This window comes from Rhizomicrobium palustre (assembly GCF_011761565.1).
GTDB classification, from domain to species: Bacteria; Pseudomonadota; Alphaproteobacteria; order Micropepsales; family Micropepsaceae; genus Rhizomicrobium; species Rhizomicrobium palustre.
Genome location: NZ_JAASRM010000001.1, coordinates 296,276 through 319,883, shown reverse-complemented (window position 1 = coordinate 319,883; position 23,608 = coordinate 296,276). Strand labels below are relative to the sequence as shown.

Annotated in this window: 22 protein-coding genes; 10 read left to right on the top strand and 12 right to left on the bottom strand. The window is 59.6% G+C overall.

The genetic code is table 11. From position 1 onward, the window contains the following. Positions 1-87 precede the first annotated feature (87 nt). On the top strand, positions 88-573 hold the full coding sequence (gene ssb / locus FHS83_RS01315; RefSeq protein WP_208414174.1) for a single-stranded DNA-binding protein: 486 nt from the start codon (positions 88-90) through the stop codon (positions 571-573). Beyond that, a complete protein-coding gene (locus FHS83_RS01310; protein ID WP_167080091.1) occupies positions 554-1,189 on the top strand; it encodes a S1 family serine peptidase in 636 nt (211 codons plus the stop codon). Before ssb ends, FHS83_RS01310 begins: the two co-directional genes overlap by 20 nt. Here FHS83_RS01310 and FHS83_RS01305 read toward each other — a convergent pair whose 3' ends face one another. Both FHS83_RS01305 and FHS83_RS01300 read right to left on the bottom strand, forming a co-directional pair. Beyond that, positions 1,190-1,702, bottom strand: coding sequence for a bactofilin family protein (locus tag FHS83_RS01305; RefSeq protein WP_167080089.1), 513 nt, complete (start codon positions 1,700-1,702; stop codon positions 1,190-1,192). It abuts the gene before it with no gap. Beyond that, positions 1,699-2,097, bottom strand: a complete 399-nt coding sequence (locus FHS83_RS01300) for a bactofilin family protein (RefSeq protein ID WP_167080087.1) — start codon at positions 2,095-2,097, stop codon at positions 1,699-1,701. The genes FHS83_RS01305 and FHS83_RS01300 overlap by 4 nt, the downstream gene beginning before the upstream one ends. Positions 2,098-2,482: 385 nt before the next feature. On the opposite strand from FHS83_RS01300, the gene gyrA reads away from it, so the two are divergent. From gyrA to FHS83_RS01285, 3 genes are read left to right on the top strand one after another with little or no spacing between them, the layout of a single operon-like run. After that, on the top strand, positions 2,483-5,164 hold the full coding sequence (gyrA, locus tag FHS83_RS01295) for a DNA gyrase subunit A (protein WP_208414173.1): 2,682 nt from the start codon (positions 2,483-2,485) through the stop codon (positions 5,162-5,164). Beyond that, positions 5,161-5,688 (top strand): pantetheine-phosphate adenylyltransferase, encoded by a 528-nt coding sequence (gene coaD, locus FHS83_RS01290; protein ID WP_167080083.1) that lies wholly within the window; start codon positions 5,161-5,163, stop codon positions 5,686-5,688. Before gyrA ends, coaD begins: the two co-directional genes overlap by 4 nt. Next, positions 5,685-6,158, top strand: a complete 474-nt coding sequence (locus FHS83_RS01285; protein WP_167080081.1) for a peptidylprolyl isomerase — start codon at positions 5,685-5,687, stop codon at positions 6,156-6,158. The genes coaD and FHS83_RS01285 overlap by 4 nt, the downstream gene beginning before the upstream one ends. Before the next feature lie 25 nt (positions 6,159-6,183). On the opposite strand, the gene FHS83_RS01280 is transcribed toward FHS83_RS01285, so the two are convergent. Next, positions 6,184-6,666 (bottom strand): DsbE family thiol:disulfide interchange protein, encoded by a 483-nt coding sequence (locus FHS83_RS01280; RefSeq protein ID WP_167080079.1) that lies wholly within the window; start codon positions 6,664-6,666, stop codon positions 6,184-6,186. A 113-nt stretch (positions 6,667-6,779) separates the two neighbouring features. Between FHS83_RS01280 and FHS83_RS01275 the strand changes: the two genes are divergently transcribed. After that, on the top strand, positions 6,780-7,907 hold the full coding sequence (locus tag FHS83_RS01275) for a DegT/DnrJ/EryC1/StrS family aminotransferase (protein ID WP_167080077.1): 1,128 nt from the start codon (positions 6,780-6,782) through the stop codon (positions 7,905-7,907). Between the two features lie 8 nt (positions 7,908-7,915). Beyond that, positions 7,916-8,569: a phosphatase PAP2 family protein gene (locus FHS83_RS01270; RefSeq protein ID WP_167080075.1), complete on the top strand. Its 654-nt coding sequence runs from the start codon at positions 7,916-7,918 to the stop codon at positions 8,567-8,569. Here the strand turns inward: FHS83_RS01270 and galE are convergent. The 4 genes from galE to FHS83_RS01250 form a co-directional block, all read right to left on the bottom strand. Next, positions 8,559-9,560 (bottom strand): UDP-glucose 4-epimerase GalE, encoded by a 1,002-nt coding sequence (galE, locus tag FHS83_RS01265; protein ID WP_425061521.1) that lies wholly within the window; start codon positions 9,558-9,560, stop codon positions 8,559-8,561. The two genes, FHS83_RS01270 and galE, sit on opposite strands and share 11 nt — an antisense overlap. A 149-nt stretch (positions 9,561-9,709) precedes the next feature. Next, complete coding sequence (locus FHS83_RS01260) at positions 9,710-11,137, bottom strand: HlyD family type I secretion periplasmic adaptor subunit (RefSeq protein WP_167080070.1); 1,428 nt, start codon at positions 11,135-11,137, stop codon at positions 9,710-9,712. Continuing rightward, positions 11,134-13,323 (bottom strand): peptidase domain-containing ABC transporter, encoded by a 2,190-nt coding sequence (locus tag FHS83_RS01255; RefSeq protein ID WP_167080069.1) that lies wholly within the window; start codon positions 13,321-13,323, stop codon positions 11,134-11,136. The genes FHS83_RS01260 and FHS83_RS01255 overlap by 4 nt, the downstream gene beginning before the upstream one ends. 11 nt (positions 13,324-13,334) lie before the next feature. Then, on the bottom strand, positions 13,335-13,658 hold the full coding sequence (locus tag FHS83_RS01250) for a hypothetical protein (protein WP_167080067.1): 324 nt from the start codon (positions 13,656-13,658) through the stop codon (positions 13,335-13,337). Between the two features lie 323 nt (positions 13,659-13,981). Here FHS83_RS01250 and FHS83_RS01245 point away from each other — a divergent pair, with 323 nt between their 5' ends. The 3 genes from FHS83_RS01245 (at position 13,982) to tgt (ending at position 17,247) form a co-directional block, all read left to right on the top strand. Continuing rightward, the gene (locus tag FHS83_RS01245; protein ID WP_167080065.1) at positions 13,982-14,962 is read left to right on the top strand and encodes a GHMP family kinase ATP-binding protein; all 981 of its coding nucleotides are present in this window, start codon (positions 13,982-13,984) and stop codon (positions 14,960-14,962) included. Between the two features lie 75 nt (positions 14,963-15,037). After that, positions 15,038-16,102, top strand: coding sequence for a tRNA preQ1(34) S-adenosylmethionine ribosyltransferase-isomerase QueA (gene queA / locus FHS83_RS01240; RefSeq protein WP_167080063.1), 1,065 nt, complete (start codon positions 15,038-15,040; stop codon positions 16,100-16,102). Next, the gene (tgt, locus tag FHS83_RS01235) at positions 16,099-17,247 is read left to right on the top strand and encodes a tRNA guanosine(34) transglycosylase Tgt (protein ID WP_167080061.1); all 1,149 of its coding nucleotides are present in this window, start codon (positions 16,099-16,101) and stop codon (positions 17,245-17,247) included. The genes queA and tgt overlap by 4 nt, the downstream gene beginning before the upstream one ends. Here tgt and FHS83_RS01230 read toward each other — a convergent pair. The 5 genes from FHS83_RS01230 to FHS83_RS01210 form a co-directional block, all read right to left on the bottom strand. Further along, on the bottom strand, positions 17,228-18,259 hold the full coding sequence (locus FHS83_RS01230; RefSeq protein ID WP_167080059.1) for a glycosyltransferase family 2 protein: 1,032 nt from the start codon (positions 18,257-18,259) through the stop codon (positions 17,228-17,230). The two genes, tgt and FHS83_RS01230, sit on opposite strands and share 20 nt — an antisense overlap. Positions 18,260-18,355: 96 nt before the next feature. Continuing rightward, positions 18,356-19,855, bottom strand: coding sequence for an exopolysaccharide biosynthesis polyprenyl glycosylphosphotransferase (locus FHS83_RS01225; RefSeq protein ID WP_167080057.1), 1,500 nt, complete (start codon positions 19,853-19,855; stop codon positions 18,356-18,358). Positions 19,856-20,101: 246 nt separating this feature from the next. Then, positions 20,102-21,763 carry a hypothetical protein gene (locus FHS83_RS01220; RefSeq protein ID WP_167080055.1) on the bottom strand — a complete coding sequence of 554 codons (1,662 nt, stop codon included), beginning with the start codon at positions 21,761-21,763 and terminating at the stop codon, positions 20,102-20,104. Between the two features lie 223 nt (positions 21,764-21,986). Then, entirely contained in the window at positions 21,987-22,604 is a 618-nt protein-coding gene (locus FHS83_RS01215; protein WP_208414171.1) for a D-sedoheptulose-7-phosphate isomerase, read from the bottom strand. A gap of 25 nt (positions 22,605-22,629) precedes the next feature. Next, a complete protein-coding gene (locus tag FHS83_RS01210; protein WP_167080051.1) occupies positions 22,630-23,607 on the bottom strand; it encodes a GHMP family kinase ATP-binding protein in 978 nt (325 codons plus the stop codon). Position 23,608 lies beyond the last annotated feature (1 nt).

Sequence of the window (23,608 nt, the reverse complement as noted above, 5' to 3'; positions counted from 1 at the left end):
ATAATAAGAACAGACGCTAAGTTCCCAGGAGAGGAACGGGGCGCCAGACGCTAATGTCCTCCCTCTTGTCCGTTAAAGGGTGTCATCATGGCAGGCAGCGTGAATAAGGTGATTTTGGTCGGTAATCTGGGGCGTGACCCGGAAGTGCGCCGCATGACCAGCGGTGAGCCGATCGTCAACCTGTCGGTCGCCACCTCGGAATCCTGGCGGGACAAGGCCTCAGGCGAGCGCAAGGAAAAGACCGAGTGGCATCGCGTGGTGATCTTCAACGAAAACCTCGCCAAAGTCGCCGAGCAGTATCTGCGCAAGGGCTCCAAGATCTATCTCGAAGGCCAGCTTGCCACCCGCAAATGGACCGATAAGGACGGGCAGGAGAAATACTCGACCGAAGTGGTGCTGAACCGCTTCCGCGGTGAGTTGGTGCTCCTGGATGGGCGTGGTGAAGGCGCTGGCGGCGGCCAGAGCTTCGGCGGCGGCAGCAGCTACGGTGGCGGTCAGGGTCGTGTTTCCGGCGGCTCGGATGCCCCGGCCAGCTTCGATCGCGGCGAATTGGATGACGAAATCCCGTTCTAAGCAGGGAGGGGCCGTACTTGGCCTCCTTCTGCTTCTCGGCTTAACGGGTTGCGTCGGTAAATCGGGCGTGCCGCTTGAGGGCGCGCTGCCGCCCGATGTCGATTATGCCTACATCCCCCTGAAGCGCCCCTCGACGCTTCTGCCTGAGAATGATGCGGGGGCGGTGGTTCTTGGGGACGGCGTCGCGGTTACCGCCGCCCATGCCGCCCACATGCTTCCCGTCGCGTTGCTGATCGGTAGCGCCCACGAATACGATCTGGCTTTCTTTCATACGGATCGCGATAAGGCGGCTCTCGCCCAAGCCGAACCCCGGCTTGGCGCCAAAGTGGTGGCCTATGCCCATTACGGCCCCGTGCTTTACAAGGCGGAGGGTAAAATTACTGCGCTCAATGCGCTTGTCTTGCCTTTCTGCGAGGGCTGCGTCGAGCAGAAGGCCTTTGTCTTCGAGGGCAATGCCGGGCCCGGTTATAGCGGCGGGCCCGTCATCGAGGTGGATAGCGGCAAACTTATCGGCATATTATTCGGCTATCGCGACCTCGATAATGGCACGCGCCTTCTCTATGCCTATCCCATGGACCGGGTCCGTGAAGAGCTGAAGAAAATCCAGGCGAAGTAATTACTCCGCCTTGGCCTTTAGCTGCTGCACATTGCCCTTGCCATATTCGGGCTTCAGATGGCCGTTGATATAGGCGCCCGACTGGATGGCGACATCCTGATGAATGATATCGCCCGCCATATGGGCGGTGTTGGTGAGCACCACTTTGCGGGCTTCGATCTTGCCTTCCACGGAGCCGGCGAGCTCTACTTCCTCACCGGAAACCGTACCGCGCACCTTGGCGCCAGTGCCCACCCGCACGGTGGCGGCGCGCACATCGCCTTCCACTTCGCCCAAAATCTCAATGTCCTCGGAGCTTTCGAGCTGGCCTGTGATCCGAAGTGCCCGCGAAATCACCGAGACGCCTTTGCCGCTCATTTGAGAGGGCGGGGTCAAGGGCTGTGCTGCGGCCACCTGTGCGCGGCGTACCGAATCCGGCGCCGGGGGAGGCTCGGGTTGCTTGATCTCGGGGGCAGGTGCAGGTGGTTTGACGTCTGGCTTAGGCGGATCGTTGCGCGTGAACATGCTGCTCATGGCCGTGTCTCCGGGAGTTGGGTCAGGGTTTCGAAGTAATTCGGAGGCCGCCACGGCATTCTGCCATCGATCCGTGCGCCCTTGGCCACCGATAACGTGTTATGGAAAATTCGTCCCGTGACATTCGCGGAGCTTTCCACGGTCACATTGAGCGCAAAAATGCGCCCCGAGAAGCGCCCCTCGACATGGACTTCGCGCGCGACCACATCGCCTTCGACGTGGCTCTCGGTTCCCAAAACGACACGTTCGGCATTGATGCGGCCTGTAACACTGCCTTCGACCGTAATGTCCCCTTGCATGTCGATGGTGCCCGTGACTTTCAAGCCACGCCCGAGACGCGAGGTCACCGGATCGGGACCGCCTTTATCAGGGCTCTTCTGTTGCTGAGCGAACATACGCGAAGCGGTCCTTCTCAAGCCCCCGTTGAAGTGGAGCTAATCACATCCCAAAGCGGTTCGGAAAGAGGCATTTAGGAGGTGTCGCCAGGGTTTGAAACGCGCCCCCGGCCAAAGCCTTCCCGCCGGAGCGGAAGCGGTTGAAAAAACTAGGCCTTCCGACCCATCCCAAGGTCATCTTTTGCTGGCAGAATCGGTCACGAAAATGCTACGAAATCGGGTCGATTTGCGGGGCGGCCGCGGCCGTGATTCCGGCTTGGTTTTGCCCCCCGTTCGGTAGCCTGTTCCCGGGTCTTATGCGGCCAGACACCGCCCGCCATTAGCGCGTCAGAGGACTTACGTTTTGAGCGATACGCCTTCACCCACGCCCCCTTCGGGCTCGAGCGTGAACCCCACCGCAATCGAAGACGAGCTGAAACGCTCCTATCTCGATTACGCGATGAGTGTGATCGTCAGCCGCGCGCTGCCCGATGCGCGCGATGGGCTGAAGCCGGTGCACCGGCGCATTCTGTTCTCGATGCATGAGAACGGGCGCGACTGGAATAAGCCCTATCGCAAATCCGCGCTGATCGTCGGCGACGTGATGGGCAAGTACCATCCCCATGGCGACCAATCCATCTATGATGCCTTGGTGCGTATGGCGCAGGAATTTTCCATGCGCGTGCCGCTGGTCGATGGCCAGGGTAACTTCGGCTCCGTCGACGGCGATCCGCCCGCGGCCATGCGTTACACCGAAGCCCGCCGCGCCAAGATCGCCCATTCCCTGACCGAGGATATCGACAAGGAAACGGTCGATTTCCGCGACAACTATGACGGCTCGGAAAAAGAGCCGGTGGTGCTGCCGGCGCGCTTTCCGAACCTCTTGGTCAATGGCGCTTCGGGCATCGCCGTCGGCATGGCGACCAATATCCCGCCGCATAACCTCGGCGAAGTGATCGATGCGTGCCTCGCCTATATCGAAGATCCTTCCATCACCATGGATCAGTTGACCGAGATCGTACCGGGCCCGGATTTTCCGACCGGCGGTCTCATTATCGGCAAGGCGGCAGCGCGTGCAGCGCTGGCCCGCGGCCGCGGTTCGATCCTGATGCGGGCGCGCTGCACGGTGGAGGAAATCCGCAAGGATCGCGACGCCATTATCGTGCACGAAATCCCCTATCAGGTGAACAAGGCCCGCATGCAGGAACGCATGGCTGAGCTGGTGCGCGATAAGCGCGTCGAAGGCATTTCCGACATTCGCGACGAGAGCGACCGCCATGGCATGCGCGTGGTGATCGAATTGAAGCGTGACGCCAGCGCCGAAGTGGTGCTGAACCAGCTTTACCGCTTCAGCGATCTGCAGACGAGCTTCGGCGTCAACATGCTGGCGCTGAATGATGGTCGCCCGCAGCTCTTGAACCTGAAAAGCCTGATCCAGGCCTTTGTGGGCTTCCGTGAAGAGGTGGTGACCAAGCGTACCCGCTTCGAGCTCAACAAGGCGCGCGATCGCGGCCATATCCTGGCCGGTCTCGCCGTCGCGGTGGCCAATATCGACGAGGTGATCATGATGATCCGCACCTCCGCCGATGCTGGCGAAGCGCGTATCCGCTTGATGGGTAAAGCCTGGCCCGCCAAGGATATGGCGCCCTTGATCGCGCTGATCGCCGATCCGCGTCACAAGCTTTCGGAAGACGGCACCATCTATCTTTCCGAGGAACAGGCCCGGGCCATTCTCGATCTGCGTCTACAGCGCTTGACCGCGCTGGGGCGCGATGAAATCGGCGACGAAGTGCAAAAGCTTTCTGCCGCCATTCAGGACTATCTTGATATCCTGTCCTCGCGCGCGCGCGTTCTCGCCATCATCAAGGAAGAGCTCACGCTGGTGCGCGATGAATACGCCACCCCGCGCAAGACCGAGCTTATCGATGCCGATGTCGAGATCGAGGACGAAGCCCTCATTGAGCGTGAGGACGTCGCCATCACCGTCACCCATGGTGGCTATATCAAGCGCACCGCCATTGCCGAATACCGGGTGCAGGGCCGTGGCGGAAAGGGGCGCTCCGGCATGGCGACCAAGGACGAGGATTTTGTCACCTCGATCTTCGCCGCCTCTACCCATGCCCCGCTGGTGTTCTTCTCCTCCACCGGCATGGCTTATAAGCTGAAGGTCTGGCGTCTTCCCGATGCCCCGATCACCGGCCGCGGCAAGGCCATGGTGAACATCCTGCCGCTGTCGGAAGGCGAGCGTATCGCCACCATTCTGGCGCTGCCGGAAGATGAAGCCCAATGGGAAAAGCTCAACGTCGTTTTTGCCACCAAGAACGGCAATGTGCGCCGTAACGAGCTTTCGGATTTCGTCTCGATAAACAAATCCGGCAAGATCGCCATGAAGCTGGAAGAGGGGGATGGCATTGTCGGCGTAGCGGTTTGCACCGATCGCGATGACGTGTTGCTCACCACCAAGCTGGGCAAATGTATCCGCTTCCCGCTCGCCGATGTGCGCGTCTTCAAGGGTCGTGAATCCACCGGTGTGCGTGGCATCAAGCTCGCCAAGGATGATGAAGTGGTGAGCTTGACGCTGCTGAACCATTCCGACGCTACCTCACCGGAAGCCCGCTCTTATCTCAAGCAGGCGAGCGCTGCCCGAAGAGCCTCCGGCGAAGAAGTCGGTGGTGAGGATGTTGCACCGGATGAGGCCGATGATGCGGGTGCCGAAGAGGCGACGCTGACGCCGGAACGCTATGCGGAACTCGGCGCCTCCGAACAGTTCGTGCTCACCATGTCGGAAAACGGTTTTGGCAAGCGCAGCTCGTCCTTCGAATACCGCGTTACGGGGCGTGGCGGCTCGGGCATTGTCGCCATGGGCATGGGCCGCAAAAACAGCGCCATCATTGCCGCATTCCCAGTTGAACAAAGCGATGATCTGATGCTGGTCAGCAATACGGGGCAGACCATCCGCGTGCCGGTGAGCGGCATCAGCGTGCAGGGCCGCTCGGCGCAAGGCGTGGTCGTGTTCCGAATGGAAGGCGCCGAACGCGTGGTGTCGGTGGAACGGATTGTCTCGGAAGGAACGGACGACTCCGCATGACCAAGGCGCCGCAACGACGCATCGCTCTTTATCCGGGGACTTTTGATCCCCTGACGCTGGGGCATTACGACATCATCAGCCGGGCCGTGAAACTGGTGGATCATCTCGTCATCGGGGTGGCGAACAATTCGGCCAAGACCCCGATGTTCAACCTCGACGAGCGGGTCGGCATGATCCGCCATGACGTCGAGAAACTCTCGGGAAACGGCCATGCCACGATCGAGGTCAAGAGTTTCAAGGGCCTTTTGATTGATTTTGCCCAGACCGTGGGGGCCAAGATGATCGTGCGCGGCTTGCGCGCGGTGTCTGATTTCGAATACGAGTTCCAGATGGTGGGCATGAACCAGCGCCTCAGGAACGATATAGAAACCGTGTTCCTGATGGCCGATCCGCATCACCAGGCCATCGCCTCGCGGCTGGTCAAGGAAATCGCTTTATTGGGCGGAGATGTTTCGGCTTTCACCAGCCCCCATGTCGCCGACCTCTTGAAACAACGTGCCAAACATTTGGGAGCCACAAAATGAGCCAAGACCGGCTGATCATGGAATTGAAAGCGGGGAAGGTGGTGATTGAGCTTCGCCCCGACCTCGCGCCAAACCATGTGTCCCGCATCACGGAGCTGGCCAATAGCGGCTTCTATGATGGGATCGTTTTCCATCGCGTCATTCCGGGCTTCATGGCCCAGACCGGCGATCCCACCGGCACAGGCATGGGCGGTTCGGACAAGCCCGATCTGAAGGCGGAATTCTCCCCTGAGCGTCATGTGCGAGGCACTTGCTCGATGGCTCGCTCGGCCAATCCCAACAGCGCCAACAGCCAGTTCTTCATCTGCTTTGCCGACGCCCCCTGGCTCGACAAGCAGTACACCGTCTGGGGCAAGGTGATCGAAGGCATGGAACATGTCGACGCCATCAAGAAGGGCGGCGAGCACAACAACGGCGCCATCTCCGGCGAGCCTGACAAGATCATCTCCATGCGGGTCGAAGCGGGCTGATGAACGGCGGGGTGGTTTTGCCCCGCTAGTTTTTCTGCAGTTTTTCCAGAAGCGGCATTACATCCTTTTGCAGTGTTGTCTCGGTCAATGGACCGGCGATGCGCAATCGGATGGTGCCGCTTTTGTCTATGATGAAACTGTCCGGCACGCCCGCGACGCCATAAGCACGTGCGATGCGCCCATCCCGATCGGCAATGACCAATTTGTAAGGATTACCGTTCTCTGCCAGATACTGAGCGGTGCCGCTATCCTTGAAAGCAATCCCCACCACCGCTCCGCTGTTTTGGGCGAGCTTTTTCAGCAGGGGATGCTCCGCTTTGCAGGGAAGACACCAGGAGGCGAAGAAATTCACTACCACTACGCGGCCGCGCAGCGTTTCGGGCAGGTGGGGCGCGGGTTTTCCGACCAAGATGTCCGCTGGCTGTGCGATATCGTTCGGGCGCAGCATCAGCAGGGCCACAACCGCCAGAAGGGCCCCCGCGAGCATCAAACTGATGGCCGTTCTCACGCTAAATCTCCCGCCCTTGACGCATTCGGCAACATAATGTGTCGCGGGCTCGGTTGGCAGAGGCGGGCGGCGCGCCTAAAAGTCTTCCCGTCCTTTTTTGTGGGAGAGTATCCTTGGCCATCCCCTTCATTGATCTGCAAGCCCAACGCGCCCGTCTTGGCGAACCCTTGAACCAGGCAATCCTCGCTGCGGTGGCCAGTGGACAGTGGATCCTGGGGCCGCAGGTGACGAAGCTGGAAGAGGAACTCGCCCATTTCGCAGGTGTGAAACATGCCGTGGCCTGCGCTAATGGCACGGACGCGCTGCAGTTGATCCTGATGGCCTGGGGCATCGGACCCGGCGATGCCGTCTTCTGCCCGGCCTTCACTTTCTGCGCCACCGGTGAGGTGATGCCGCTGGTGGGCGCTACCCCGGTTTTCGTGGATGTGCTGGAAGACACCTACAATATCGATCCGGCCTCGCTGGAAGCTGCGATCGCCATGGTGAAGAAAGAGGGCAAGCTGAAGCCCAAGGCGATCATCCCGGTCGATCTTTTTGGCCAGCCTGCCGATTACGACGCGATTGCCCCGATTGCCGCGCGCGAAGGGCTGAAATTGCTCTGCGATACCGCGCAGGGCTTTGGTGCGACCTATAAGGGTAAGGTGACGGGCTCGATTGGTGATGCCGCCGCCACTAGCTTTTTCCCAGCCAAGCCGCTTGGCTGCTATGGCGATGGCGGGGCGTGCTTCACCAATGACGACGAAACCGCCGAGCTTCTGAAGTCTATCCGCATGCATGGCCAAGGCTCGGATCGCTATGAAAACGTACGCATCGGCCTTAATTCCCGCCTCGACACCATTCAGGCGGTGATCTTGTCGGAGAAGCTGAAAATCTTCGCCGATGAAATCGAAAAGCGCGAATTGGTGGCGCGCCGCTATAATGCAGGCCTCGTCGCCTCCGACAAAATCGCCGTGCCGCTGGTGATCGATGGCTGCCAGTCGGTCTGGGCACAATATGTGATCCAGGTGCCCAATCGCGACAAGCTGCAGGCTGATCTGAAGGCAAAAGGCGTGCCGACGGCGGTTTATTATCCGATCCCGCTCTCGCTGCAGAAGGGTTATGCCCATTATCCGAGCGCGCCGACGCCGGTGTCTGAGAAGATCGCCAAGCATGTCGTCGCCTTGCCGATGCATCCTTATATGGACCGCAGCACCCAAGACACGGTAATTTCGGCTGTGTTGGAAAGCGTGGAGGCGTCGTAATTTCGCCAATGACAAGGGCGCAACTTCCCGCCGGAGCAAAACTCTGGCTGCTGTCGCTGCTGCTGTGCGCGATTTTCGTGCCGCTGGTGTTTCGTCATCTCGATCTCGCCATTGCGTTGCGCATGCGCCCTTGGGCGACGCATTTGGCGCCTTTGGGGGAGGGGCTGGGGAGCGCTATTCTGCTCTCCATCGAGGCGCTGCTGCTCTTGTACTTGTCCATCACGCGGGTGGTCGTGGGATCGCTTCGCCCGTTTGGCAGAACTCTCGCTCTGGCCACGCTCGCTTCGGTTTGCGCTTATGCTGTCAATAGCACCGTTCTGAAGGTGGCGTTCGGCGTGCCCGCGCCTTGGGAAGTCTGGAGCGGGGCACATCACGGCATACACTTCCTGAAAGGAACCGGTAACAGCAGTTTTCCCTCAGGGCATATGGCTCTTGCCGGTGCGTTTTGCGGCGTGTTTTTCCGCCTTTATCGCTCCAGCGTGGTGCCGCTCGGCATCTTTATGCTGCTGGCCGCCACGCTTCTAGTCGCGGGCGTTTGGCACTTCGTGAGCGACGTGATCGCGGGAAGCTTCCTGGGCATCTCCGCCGGACTTTTGGCGGGAGAAGTATGGTATGAGCATATTCATCGCCAGCAAGGGATCGCCGCCGCGCCTAATGATTAAGGCGCTGCTCCCAGCGCAAGGCGGCGCTGACGATGACATCGATATCGTCATAGCGGGGGCTCCAATCCAGATTACGCCTGAGCTTGGTGGCATCGGCAATCACCATTGCTGGGTCGCCCGCGCGCCGTGGTGCTTCGCGTAGGGGAACGCGCCGACCGCTCGCCTTTTCCACCGCAGAGATGACCTGGCGCACGCTCATGCCGTGGCCATAACCGCAATTGTAGATTCCCGACTCTGTCCCGCGCCGCAAAGCATCCAGCGCCGCCAAATGGGCTTCAACCAGATCGGTGACATGGATGTAGTCGCGCACGCCCGTGCCATCTGGCGTGTCGAAATCGGTGCCGTAGATGTCGAGATGACTGACCCGGCCAAGCGCGGCCTGGCAGGCGCGTTTGATGAGATGGGTGGCGTTGGGTGTGGATTGGCCGGTACGTCCCAAGGGATCGGCGCCCGCGACATTGAAATAACGTAGCGCAATATAGCTGAGATTATGGGCCGTTGCGGCATCGGCCAGCATCCACTCTGTCATCAGTTTGGAACGGCCATAGGGGTTGATAGGCCGGGGCGGCGTATCTTCGGCCATGACCGGGACGGGCGGCATGCCATAGACGGCGGCGGTGGATGAAAACACAATGTGGGGGACATCTTCGCGGACCGCCGCCTCGATCAGGCTACGCGTCGCCGCGGTGTTGTTGGCGTAGTATTTCATGGGGTCGGAAACAGATTCCGGCACCACCACAGAGCCCGCGAAATGCATGATGGTGTCGATCTTGCGGGAGCGCAAAAGCGCGCGCACCAGCGCCAGATCGCCGATGTCGCCCTCGATAAACTCCGCGTCCGGGCTGACGAGTGATGACACGCCGGTCATAAGGTTGTCGAGCACGACAACTTCTTCGCCACGATCCAGAAGTGCGTAGCTCATGTGGCTGCCTATATAGCCAGCCCCGCCCGTTACCAGAATCCGTCCCCGCAAATCCCGCCTCCGGATGATCTTGTATTGGATGCGTACAATGACGGATGTGTTTAGGCGGGAGTGGGTGCCGGCGGCAATCGCTTGTCGCCGCCACATTGCATTTGTCACGGCTTGGACGTAGCACGCGGGGAAGCCCTGTTCGTCCAAACCTGTCTTTGGGTGATGGTTTAAGGTTCGCGCATTCCCTCATCCGCTGTGCGCAGGATCGGGTTCAGCACATAAGAGGCGATGGAGCGCTTGCCAGTCTTGATTTCGGCGGAAGCGACAAGGCCCGGGCGCAGATGCAGGCCCTTTTTTGCGAGTTCTGCCGCATTCTCCGATAACCGCACCTGGGCGCGATAGACAAGCTTGGATTCATCGCCTTCCTTAAGCGGAATGGAATCCGGGGCGAGTACCATCAATGTGCCGTTCAAGGTTCCGTAGCGCTGGAAGGGATAGGCCTCGAGTTTGACGCGCACCTCCTGCCCCACCTTCAAATAGCTGATATCGCGCGAGGGTACATTCGCCTCTACGTAAAGATCGGCACCATCAGGCACCAGCGTGACCGCGGTCTCAGCTTCGCGCAGCACGGAGCCCATAGAGCGGTCGGCGATCTGCAGCACGGTACCGCTGGCAGGCGCCCGCAAGGCCGTGAATTCCTTCATGCGCTGCGCCTTGGTGAGGGTCTCGCTCGCCTCCGCCAGATCCTGGCGCGATTGCACGAGCTGCTGGTTATGGTCGCTGCGCCATTTGTCGAGAAAGCCCTGGCGTTCGGCTTGCGCTTCGGTGCGCTGCTCGGTGAGTTTGCGGGTGTCGCCGATGGTGGTGGTCAGCTTCATGCCGACATCGACGGCATTGGATTGCGCCTTCATCACGTCCAGCGGCGCGCCCGCTTTCTGATCTACCAAGCGCTGATAAATGCCCACGACTTTTGTCGACATCTCCTGCTGCTGTTTCAGCCCCGAGATGGCCGCGTAATTGGCCTTAAGCTGCGAGTCCAAAGCCGCAAGACGACTATCACGCTGTGTCAGTTCGGCGCTATAGCTTGCCATCTCTTGGGCATAGATATCGCCTTGGGTGCGCCGTTCGCGGCTGTCTGTTGGAAGGGCGGTGAAGGGCGTGTTTGCGAGTTCGGCTTCCAGGCGCTCGGTCTGCGCCGACAAACTCCTCACCTTGTGTTCCAGCGAGGCGACATCGGCTTCTGCGAAAGCTGGATCAAACGAGACCAGAACTTGGCCTTTTCGAACGTGATCGCCAGGGCGGACCGGAATGGAAAGTATGCGCGAGGTGGTGAAGGTCTGCATCACCACCATGGGGGTGCGGGTCGCGATTTTACCTGGCGCCACCACGATGCGATCCACCGAACCCAGAACCGACCACAAAATGAAGATCGCCAACAACGCCACCACGGCGTAAAGCGCGGCATGGGCGGAGACGGGGATGGGCGCTTCCTCGATGGCGGTGGCATCGGGCTTGAAGGCTTGGGCGACATCGCCATCCTCGAACCGCTCTTCGATCCAGTGATCAAGCTTGGCCCAAGAGGCTTTCAGATGGTCCTCGGCGGCATAGCGCAGCTTGCCGAAATTCTCGCGTGTGTGGGGGCTGAAAATGGTCATGCGGCCCTCGACATTTGCTGCGACCAGAGCTGGCGGTAGACGGGGGAGCGTTGCAGTAGCTGGCTGTGCGTGCCGAGATCGGAAAGCTCACCGTTATCCAGCACCAGAATGGCGTCGGCTTCGCAGATGGTCTGCAAGCGGTGAGAGATGACGATGGTTGTGCGTCCCTTGGCGATGGCGGCAAGGTTTTGCACCACTACGGCCTCGCTTTCGGGATCGAGCGCGCTGGTCGCCTCGTCAAAGATGATCATGCGCGGGCGGCGCAGCAGTGCGCGGGCAATGGAAAGGCGCTGCTTCTGTCCGCCGGAAAGGTTGACTGCCCCTTCCTCAAGCAGCGTGTCATAGCGATGCGGCAGTTGCTGGATGAATTCATCCGCGCCCGCTTGCCTTGCCGCATCCACGATATCCTCGAAACTCGCCGAGGGCTGGCCCATGCGGATATTGTCTTTGATGCTGCCACGGAAGAGAAACGGCTCCTGCGGTACCACACCCGATTGGGCACGCAGATAGGCAAGGTCGAGATCGCGAATATCATGCCCATCGATACGGATGGCGCCTTCGCTTGCCCCATAAAGCCCTTGCAGCAAGGCGGAGAGGGTGGTTTTACCGGAGCCGGAACGCCCGACAATGCCGAGCATGCTGCCCGCCGGAATGCGCAAGGAAAGCTCTCGCAGCGCGGGCCTGTCGGTGTTGGGATAACGGAAAGTCACGCGGTCGAGCACAATCTCGCCATTGAGCGGCGGGGTCAGGCCACGGCGCGCGCCCTCGGTGGGGCGGTTCATCACCTCTCCGAGCATTTCAACACTCATCAAGACTTCCTGGTAGTTGTTGAGAAGGCCGATGAGTTGCAGCACGGGGCTCACCACGCGCCCCGCCAGCATGTTGAAGGCGACCAGCCCGCCAACCGTCAGATCATGGCCAAAGACAAGGAATGCGCCGACGGTGACGATGATGATGGTCAGGCCGCGCTCGATGAATTGCGACAGCGTATTGGCGGCGAGCGAAATTTTGCCGACCTGCATATAAGTGCGCACCGCGTCTGCGGCAGCATTTTCCCAAGCCTCTTGGCGGCGAGGCTCGAGGTTTAAGGACTTCACCGTGCGCATGCCGTGTACAGATTCCACCAGCAGGGACTGGCGCTGCGCCTCGGCGGCGTAGAGCTTGCGCAAGCGGCGGCGATAGGGGCCGATCATGGCCGCGATGACGCCCGCCAGAAGCAGGGTGACGAGCAGCACCACGCCGGTCAGCCAGCCCGAATACCAGGCCATCAGCGGCAAAAAGACGATCAGCGCGGGCAGATCGAGCAGGGTGGTTAGAAGCCGTCCGGTGAGAAATTCACGGATCTGCGCGCCTTGCTGCATATGCTTGGTGATGACACCTGCGAGCGAGGCTTCGAAAAAACCAATCGGCAAATGCAGAAGATGATCGAAGGTCTTTTTGGCGACGCGGATGTCGATGCGGCTCGCGGTGTTGAGGATGAAATAGCCGCGCAGCCAGGAGAGTGCCGCGTCGAAGCTGATGGCGATCACTACGCCGATGCAAACCACGATGAGGGTGGAGACGCTGAGATAGGTCAGCACCCGGTCGATCACGATCTGGAAGAAAATCGGCACCGCGAGCGCCAAGACATGCATGGCGAGGGCTGCGATCACCACATTGCGCAAGAGATCGCGCTGGCGCCAGAATTCGGGCAGGAACCAGGAAAGATCGAAGCGGCGGGGTTTGTCGTCGAGCGTGTAAGGGCGCTTCAGAAGAATGATTTCGCCCGTCCAATGCGCCTGGAATTCGCTATTGGGAATGGGAAACAGGCTTGCTTCTGGCACGCGCGGATTAAATACGATGATGCAGCCTTCGGGCGGCGGCACTTCCTTCTGCCCGGCCTGCTGCGGCACCTCGGTTTGCAGCACCACGACATATGCGCCATTGGTGAGGCGCGCCAGAAACGGCGTCAGCTTCTTGAAACGCTGCAACCGCGCAAAATCGAGGCGATGTACCGCCGCGTGCAACCCTTCGGCCTTGGCATGGCGGGCAAGATCTTCGGCCGAGGGTTCTTCCTCTTTTCCATAAAGATGGGTGAGCCGTTCCAGGCTCCAATCGAGCTGAAGATGGCGCGCGATGGAAACCAAGCCCTTCAGGCCGGTTTGTGCGGTTGCATCGGCCTTAGGAAAATCGGGGGTGTCAGTCATGGCGGGTGAGCTCATGGGAAGGGCGGGCGAAAGCGGCGCGGTTCTATGTCGGTCTCAAGTTTTGCCGCGGGCCGTTCCGCGGGGGCCTCTGCGGGGGGGCGCTTATCTTTCAAGCGCTGCGCGGCTTCCTGAAATTTTTCCGCTGTCGCGAGGAAGGCTTCCGCGCTCATGATGATCCGCTGGCGAAATTCCGGCAGTGGCTGGCCGGAGGCGTCACTTTTGGTGGGGGAATAGGCGATGAAATCGATGCGCACCGTTCCCTGGATCACAGAGATCGCAGCAATGCCATCGGCAAACACCTGCTCGTCCAACGCATCACCTGTCTTGATCTTCATTAAGCAGAATTACAAAGACAGAACAGCGCAGGAAAGTCCGTAAGTGCCGCATACAAAGATGACGATCCGTCATGAAACGGGCGAAGCGGCGAAGCCCCTGCGTAAATCTTCCCGGGCCTTAAAATGTCCCAGCGCGCAAGACGTCGCGGCGCGCGCGATGGCAGCCGATGCGAGAGGTCTTTGAGAACGCTATCATTGGAGTGTTTCTCAACAGAGGGGCGACATTTTATCTTTAATATCCGTACCTTGCGTGGACATTGGTGTCATGTTCCCGGTACATTCACGCTCGCGTGCCGGTCACGCGAAGCACAGCGGAGATTGATATGATAATTGTGCGAAGCCCCTTGCGTATCACCCTGGGCGGCGGGGGAACCGATCACCCCTCCTATTTCCGCGAATATGAAGGCTTTCTGATCTCGGCGGCCATCAATAAATATGTCTATGTCACCCTGCACCAGGGGTTCGGCGACGATCTCTTGATCAAATACTCCAAGGTGGAACGCGTGAAATCGCTCGACGAAATCGAGCATCCGGTTTTCCGCGAAGTCCTGAAAACCATGGATATCAACTGGCGCGGTCTCGAAATCAACGTGATGCTCGACGTGCCGTCGCGCAACCAACTTGGCGCCTCTTCGGCCTTCACGACGGCGCTGTTGCGGGCCTTGCATGTTTACGCAAAACGCAGCATTCGCACCGCCGAAATCGCCAAGATGGCGAGCGACATCCAGCTCGAAAAGCTGAAGGAGCCGATTGGCGCGCAAGATCAGTATATTTCGGCGCTGGGCGGGCTTCGGGCTTTCCGCTTCTGCCGTGACAACCGGGTGGAAAGCTGGCCCATCACGATGAGCGACGAGACGCGGGCCAATCTCGAGGACAGTCTTGCGCTGTTCTATACCGGCATGCCCGCCAAATCGCTGGAGATCGGCCAGGAGCAGAATGAGCGTACCTTGCGCTCCGACGAGGAGATGATCGCCAATCTGCACTTCGTGAAGGATCTGGGCCTGCGCAGTCTGGAGGCGCTGGAAGGCGGCTATCTCTCCGAATTCGGCAAGCTGATGGACCAGCATTGGCAGCGCAAGCGCACCCGCTCCAAGCACATCACCAACGCCAAAATCGATGAGTGGTACGAGCTCGGCATGCTCAACGGAGCGACGGGCGGCAAGCTTTTAGGCGCGGGCGGCGGCGGCTTCTTGCTGTTCCAAACCAATGACAAGCCGCGGTTGCGCCGGGCCATGCTGGGCTCGGGCCTGAAGGAAGTGCGCTTTAACTTCGATTTCGAAGGCACTCGGGTGGTTATTCAATAGCCTGAACGAATGGGTGGCGGGCGGCCATTCGGGCCGCTATAGGGTCCGGCGGTATCACGCTGGACCCTTTTGCTTATGGATGTTGGCCTGTTCGATTTTGACCTGCCCGAGGAACGCATCGCATTGCGCCCGGCCGAACCGCGCGATTCCGCCCGGCTTTTGGTGGTGCATGAGGATGGCCAGCTCACCCATGCCAGGGTTTCGGACCTGCCGGAATTCCTCAAATCCGGCGACGGGCTGGTGGTCAACGACACCAAAGTGATCAACGCAAGGCTCAGAGGCCTTCGCCAGCGGGCAGGGGGGCCAGATGGTCCGCTCGAAGCCAAAATCGAGATTTTGATCTACCGCCGCACCGGCCCGGCCAGTTTTGAGGGTTTCGCCCGCCCCGCCCGCAAGCTCATGACGGGGGATGCGCTCCATCTTGGCGCCCATCTGCAGGCGCGGGTGGATTCGCGCGGCGAGGCGGGGGAGGTGGCGATCACCTTCTCGCTCTCTGGGGCCGAGCTGGACGCCGCCATCGCCGCGGAGGGGGAGACCCCGCTGCCGCCCTATATCGCGGGTAAGCGCCCCGCTGACGCCCGCGATTTGGCCGATTATCAGACCGTCTTCGCCCGCGAGGCGGGATCAGTGGCCGCCCCCACCGCCGGGCTGCATTTCACGCCAGCCCTGCTGGACCGCTTGGCCGCCGCGGGGATTTCCCGCGAAACCGTGACCCTGCATGTCGGGCCGGGCACCTTTCTGCCCGTTTCGGTGGAAGATACCGCCGCCCATAAGATGCATGCCGAAATGGCCCTGGTGACCCCGGAGACGGCGGCGCGGCTGAATGGCTTGAGAGTGGCGGGCGGGCGGATTGTGGCGGTTGGCACCACCAGCCTGCGCACCTTGGAAAGCGCGGCGGGGGAGGATGGCGCCGTGCGGCCTTTCTCGGAAGAAACCGGGATTTTCATCACCCCGGGTTACCGCTTCCGCACGGCAGAGGTGCTCTTGACCAATTTTCACCTGCCGCGTTCGACCCTTTTTATGCTGGTCTCGGCCTTTTCGGGGCTGGAGGTGATGCGCCACGCCTATGCCGAGGCGATCCGGCTCGGCTACCGCTTCTATAGCTATGGCGATGCCTGTCTGCTATTCCGCCGCCTATGACTGACTTTCATTTCGATCTTCATGCCACGGACGGCGCTGCTCGCACCGGCGTTCTGCACACTGGCCGCGGCGACATCCGCACCCCCGCTTTTATGCCCGTCGGCACCGCCGCCACGGTCAAGGCGATGATGCCCGAAAGCGTGCGCGAGACCGGCGCTGACATCATCCTCGGCAATACCTATCACCTGATGCTGCGCCCCGGTGCCGAACGCGTCGCCAAGCTCGGCGGGCTGCACAAATTCGCGGGCTGGGAACGACCGATCCTGACCGATAGCGGCGGCTTTCAGGTGATGAGTCTGGCCAAGCTGCGCAAGATCACCGAGGAGGGCGTGCGCTTCCAAAGCCATGTCGATGGCGCGACCTTCTTCATGTCGCCGGAACGCTCGATGGAGATCCAGCGCCTGCTCGGCTCCGACATCCAGATGGTGCTGGATGAATGCCCGGCATTCGGCGGCACCGAAGCGGTGATCGAGAAATCCCTCGCCATGACGCTGCGCTGGGCCAAGCGCTCTAAGGAAGCCTTCGGCGAGCAGCCGGGCCGGGGCTGTTTCGGCATCGTACAGGGGGGCACTTTTGCGCATTTGCGCGAGCGTTCGGCGCTGGGGCTGAAAGAGATCGGCTTTGATGGTTATGCGGTCGGCGGCCTCGCGGTGGGTGAACCACAAGAGATGATGTTCGAGACCCTCGATTTCACGGTGCCACATCTGCCCGCCGACCGTCCGCGCTATCTGATGGGTGTCGGCAAACCCTCCGATATCGTGGGCGCGGTGCTGCGCGGCATCGACATGTTCGATTGCGTGCTGCCGACCCGTTCAGGCCGCAATGCCCAGGCCTTCACCTGGAACGGTACGCTGAACCTGCGTAACGCACGCCATGCTGAAGATCCGGGTCCGATCGACGAAAACTGCCGCTGCCCGGCCTGCCGTAAATTCTCCCGCGCCTATCTGCACCACACGGTGAAGGCCCAGGAGATCATCGCCTCTATGCTGCTCACCTGGCACAATCTGACCTTCTATCAGGACCTGATGGCGGGGCTGCGCGGGGCGATAGCGGAAGGGCGGCTAAAGGAATATGCGGCTGGGCTGCCGTTTATTGCAGCCGCGCACGAGCCTGCAGACGGTGAGCCTAATAGCGGGCCGAAGTGATATCGCCCCGATGCTCCGGCCATTTCTTCACGACGTGAAGCTCAGGTTCGTCCTCTCGAGACGTATGTGTACTGTCAAGTTCGCGGCGGATGAGCATGACGCGGACATCTTCCAAGAGGCGCCGGTTGGCTGACATGATATCGCCCACAATGCCGGCCAGTGCCAGCACGCCGGACAATCCGAACAAGACACTGGAGAGGATCAGCGATTGAACATGGCCGTGGCCGCCGCCATTTAGATACTCCATGCCAAAGCGCAGCCAAATGGCAACCGCCGGAACGAACGCGGTTGCCGCAAGTAGCATGAAAAAGCGCAACGGCGCATAAATGGCGAATACACGCAGGATCGTGATGGTGGAGCGCAGGATATAGGATGCGGTACTGCCGATCAGGCGTGAAGGACGTGTTTTCGGGTTCACCTGGATGGGAACGGATACAATCCGGATATTCCTGAGCCCACTCTGGATGATGGTCTCCAGAGTGTAGGTATAGGACCCGAAGACCTTAAGCTGGATCGCGGCCTCGCGGCTGAAGGCGCGAAAGCCACTGGGGGCATCCGGAACCTCGGCGTGGCTGATGATGCGAACGATCCAGCTACCGAAATTCTGAAGTATTTTCTTCGGCAAGCTGAAATGCTCGATATCAGAAATTGGGCGGGCACCGATGACGATATCGGCTTGGTTGGCCAGGATGGGAGCGGCCAGAGTGGCGACGCAGCCCCCTTGGTATTGATTGTCGCCATCTGTGTTGATGATAACGTCCGCACCGTGCCGCAAACAGTGCATGATGCCTTCGGAGAAGGCTGTTGCCAGGCCATGGCGATGGCCAAGTGACAGAATGTGATCAACGCCTTGGGCGCGTGCCACCGCTACCGTCTGGTCAGTACTGCCATCATCAATGACGAGAAATTCAACGCGGTCGAAGCCATCCACCTCACGCGGTAGATCTGCAAGCGTTTGCGGCAAGGTCTCCGCTTCATTCAAGCACGGAATCTGGATGATAAGCTTTTTCATGCCACAAACGTCCCGGACGTCCGGGCTGAGGGGCAGGTATGGTTAGTATTCAGCTTCATCCCGCACCCCCGCGAGGTAAACCGGAACGCCCGGACCTCAATACGCGCCTTTGCGCAACAACACCGCCGAAACAGTCTGCAGCACAATCACCATGTCATACCAGAACGACCAATTCAGGATGTACCATTCGTCATAAACGATACGCTCGTCATAGCTGGTGTCGCTGCGCCCGCTCACCTGCCACAGACCGGTGATGCCGGGACGAACGCGTTTGTAGAGGCGTGCCGCCGGGCCATAGAACTGAATGAGCTCTGCGTTCTTCACAGGCCGGGGGCCTACGAGGGACATTTCTCCGGTCAGCACGTTCAGAAGCTGGGGCAGTTCGTTAAGGCTGGTACGGCGCAGGAAATCGCCAATGCCCGGTAGGACGCGCGGATCCTCTTTGAGCTTGAATGTCTCTTCCCATTCGCGGCGCAGATCGGGCCTTTTGGCGAGGACTTCTTCAAGCACGAGATGGGCGTCTTTGCGCATTGTGGAGAATTTCCACATCAAGAAGGGCTGGCCATAGCGACCCACCACCTTCTGTCCGAAAAACACCGGCGTGCCGGGATAGCGCAACTTGATGATGGCCGCGATCGCGGCGAAAACAGGCGAGAACATCAGCAATGCCACGGCTGACATCACCACATCGAACACGCGCTTGATAACGCGATGGGGGAAGCGCTGAAGGCTAGAGCGCATCTGGAAGAGGAAGATGTCCCGGCCGAAGAAGAAGCTCGTCGTCGCGTTCACCAGCGGCAACCGGCTCACAGAGGGGCTTAGAGATACCGTAATGCCGAATTCCATCAGCCGCTGCATCATGCTGATGATTTCCGGCGACTGCGCATCTTCCGTTGCCACCACGGCCTGATCGCAGCCTTCCTCGGCAAGTTGTGCGAAGAGTTCGACCGGATCGGAGATGGAGACCCGCTTAACGCCTGTCAGATCTTCTACGGCAACGTCCTTGTCGCCTTCGACCGCCAGCCATTTGACGTCGTAGCCCAGCGAAAGTGTTTGGCGCAGAGCGCTGCCAATGGAGTGAAGTCGTTCAGGCGAGGTGATGAGGATCGTCGGCAGTTGCCACAGGCCAGCCATCGACATCAGCTTGCGCCCGGCCTGGCGAAAGAGTGGAATGGTTACCGCGAGACTGGCCCAGGTGCCGACTTCGGCCCAAAGTGAATATTGGTTGGGGAAGGCTGCGACCACCAAAAAGAAGGGCAAGGAGGTCACCAAGACCGCGAGGACCGTAACTCGGGTGCTTTCCCAGAAAAGGCGGCGGCGGCTGTAGTCACCGCTGATATATCGCACGATCAGGAAGATCACCGCGAGAAAGATGAGAAGATCTACCGCGCGCTGGGAACTGAACTTATTCAGGAAGATGACTTCGGGAACAGGCCTGCCAACTCGGAACAGGATGCTGGCGAACACGAAGGCCAAAATGTCGGCGGTGGCCAGAACGGCGATGCTGATCCAGATACGTCCACCGCGTAACAACGAACGGTTGGACGGCGATGCCCATTCAGAGTTCGCTTGAATCGAGTCCACAGGATTACTCACCGCCCCCTCCAATACCGAAGTACACACGATTATGGGATTTACGCCGTTGAAACCAGCGTTAATTGCCAGCGACGATTGCGCCCACGCTTTGTTACAGCAGTATATCACCACAACTTTCGTGGACACCGAAATCCTATATACTACCGCTGGTGCATCGACGCACGCGCGCCAGGGGCGCGGTATGTCTAAGCTGTACCAGTCTGCGATGAATTAACCCTAGTTCCGCCATTTTTCCGTCTGTACCCGTCACCTGGCGTGTTTGGAGGTGCAGGGGCCGGCGGATTTCACCTCTTGAATGAGGGCGTGCATGTGTCCCCCGGCAAGCTGGGCAACTGGCACTAGATCGATTTTCCCGCAGCGGGCTTTCATCTCGCTACTAAAGGTCTTGCGGAAAGCTGCCACGCCCGCGCAGTACTGCCTTTCGCAATCCTCGATCACATAGGCACGCTTGCCCGCCGCAAGCATATCCGCGGCCCGGGACGTGGTCACGCCATGCAGCTTCAGCAGCGCCACCCAGCGCGCGGAATAGGCATATGGAACGAATACGGGGTCATTCTGCTTGGCGATTGCGCGCAAAACCCGCTCCTCGGCGGCGTATATCGTATTGGCTTGCCGCGAGGCTTGCCATAGCCGCGAAATTTGCCAGGCCGAGCCGAGTACAAAAATCGCAATACTGAGGCCCCCCAAAAAACGAAGAACTGGGATGATTTTTTTTGCCTCGGCGCTTTCCAGTAAATCCCCAATGCCGTTCTCGAAGAAGCGGATGAAGAATGCCTGAAAGACCGCCGTGTACCGAAGCGCGCTTCCGAAAATCAGCGCGAAAACGGGGCTGCAGACCAGAAGCGCGGCGACTTCAGGCAAGGCCTCGCGGCGCAGGCGAATGGCCCCCCGCAGGATAAGCGCCGAGATAAGCGTGCCGATCAGGAGCCAAACGACCTCCTTGCGATGCAGGAGTTCTGGGGTTGCCACATTGGCAATGTCATTGTGCAAATACACAAAAATGTAGTTGGGAACGATCAGGCTCGGAATCGTCGAGCTAATGAAGTTCAGGCTGGCTGTTGCGAGCGTCCAGAGAGGGGCGTGGGGGCTTATTTTATGCAGCCCCGAAGCAACATAATGCGCGGCATATGGCGTGCCGAAAACAACGAGAACAGCGGCGGCCCCTAACGCGCCAAGCAATACAACCCATTGGCGGCGTAGCTGGCCTTTCGGGCGCAGCGCCAAATCGACCAGGGCATACGCCAAGACCGCGATGGCGGTGAACTTCGCGAGGATCGCCAGGATCAGACAGATCACAAAACCGCAGACCGTGAGCGCGGCGAACCGCCGCTGGCGCCAACTGCGCATGTAGAGAACGAGCGCAGCCATCGTGAGACAAGCAAAAGTCGTGTCGGAGAGCAGAAAAAGCACGTTCTGCGGCCAGGGTGTCGCGATGGCGCAAAACAGAAATGGCGAAAAAATAAGCCATTTGCGGCTGGTGCCCCGCCATTGCAAATAGATCGAGCTCAGAGTGGCGAATAACGTCAGGAAAAATGCGTTCTGAAGCTGGATGGCCGCGAGCCGGATAGCCGTATCCTGTGTGAGCCAGAAAATTGGAGCCCTGAGATAGGATACCACGGGCGCATATACTTCGGGTGGGACGCCATCCAAAAGAGAGACGTTAGGAGAGCCAGATCTCACAATGGCTTCGGCCATGATCCAGTAGTTGAGGGCATCGGCATAAAGCCTAGCCTGGGCATATTCGGGCCCAACTATAAAAATGACCGTGATCAGTACGAGGAAGAGGGCTACAGCGGCCGCAAGGCGTTCTCGAGCTGAAACGCGAGCTTCTTCTCGCGCAACACGGGTGTGGGGCACGGCCTGAATAGGGCCATTACCTCTGACCCGGTTCGTGAAGATATCAAGCATGTCGCACGACGTTATCCGCTTCGAGGGTTGGTTGGAGGCGATCCCTGCTACCCAAGCTCATCCAGAATTGTATATATGTGTATCACGAAACCGTGAGTGTCGCGCTAGATGGCTTACAATCCAAGGTGGAGGGTTGAGCCCTTGCGGGTCCAAGCTCACGCAACATCCGGCAGCCAGGATTGATGTCATGCGCGACGCAGCCGGGAGCGCCTTCCTGCTTACCCTAGAATTTTCGTTGGCCGATCAAGCCGGCATCCATGTTCTGCATGCGCATATACTGCGCCATGATGTGCATAGCGGCCTGGTGCAAGTCTTCCACTATCCCGTAATTGCCGGACGGCACGTGGACATTCACCTCCGCCAGCTCGGCGCTGCGCCCGCCTTCAAAGCCGGTGAACGCGATGGTTCGGACGCCGTTGTTTCGGGCCCACTGTACGGCGCGCACAATGTTCTCCGAATTTCCGGATGAACTGACCGTGATCAGCACATCGGCAGGGCGGGCGGCCGTTTTCATCTGAAAGGCAAAAACTTCGTCGTAGCTGATGTCATTGGCGATCGCGGTGATCAGCTCCACCGGGGAACTCAAGCTCACCACTTTGGGCTTCAAGGTGGTATCGGACTGCATGCCCTTGGCGAAGTCGCAAAGCAGATGATTGCAGATGGCTGCCGAGCCGCCATTGCCGCAGGCATAAACGGTCCGGTCGGCCTGGACCGCTGCAAGCACGATTGCGGCAGCTCTTTCCACCGCCTGGCCATTGATCTGCGCAGCGGCTCGGCTCAGCTCGCCAAAATAGTCGCCCGCATAGGTGCCCGCGTGATCGTACTTTTTGTCCGGAAACATCAACCGCCTCTTTGCGTGGAAAACATTATTCCCGAAAAACGATCTTGCTGCCCTCGCGGTCCAGGCGGAAGGGAACAAAGCTCAGCTCAGAAAGGGCTTTCTTGATGCCGTCGTGACGCTCGGGTGCTGCATAGAACAACAGGAAACCTCCTGCACCCGCGCCAAGAAGCTTGCCGCCAAGAGCGCCGGCATCGAGCCCTTTCTGGTACCAGTCGTCGATCACCGAACTCGAGATTTCTTTGGCGATGCTTTTCTTGAGCTGCCAGCCCTTATGCATGATCGTGCCAATGGCATCGGCATTGCCCCGGCGCAGCTCATCGCGCAACTCGTAGGCCTGCTCGGTCATCTGGCAAAGGACATTGGTGCGGCTACCGGTTTCAATGACTTCGTTCTGCGCTTTCAGCAGTCGAGAGGCAGAGCGTGTAATCCCAGTATAGAAGGGAAGGATGCAACTTTCGATGCGGTCACGGATGTGTTCGTGAAAATCTAGCGGCTCGACCTCAACCGTGTTGTCTATGTTGAATTTGATGAAATTCATCCCGCCGAAAGCCGCTGCGTACTGATCCTGCTTGCCGATCGGCTCCTTGCAAATGTCGAGTTCGATCCGGCAGCTTTCGCAGCCAAGCTGATGCTTAGTCGGGCGATGGCCAAGATAGGCATAGAGCGCGTGGAGCAGGCCGACAGTGAAAGAGCTTGATGAACCAAGTCCCGTGCCGTTGGCTGGGATGTCGGCCAACGAAACCACCTCGATACCTTCGGTAATGCCGACAAGGCGGAGGCATTCGCGGACCAGCGGGTGCTTCAGCTGTTCCAGGTGGTCACAAATCTCGGTGATCGAATAGCTCGCGCGCAGTTGCTTGTTGAAGCGCGCATTGACGCAAATGTTGATGTATTTATCGACCGAGGTGCTGACCACGGCGCCGCCATGGCGCAGGTAATGTGCAGGCAGGTCGGTCCCGCCGCCAGCAAAGCTCATCCGGCAAGGTGTCCGGGAAATAATCACG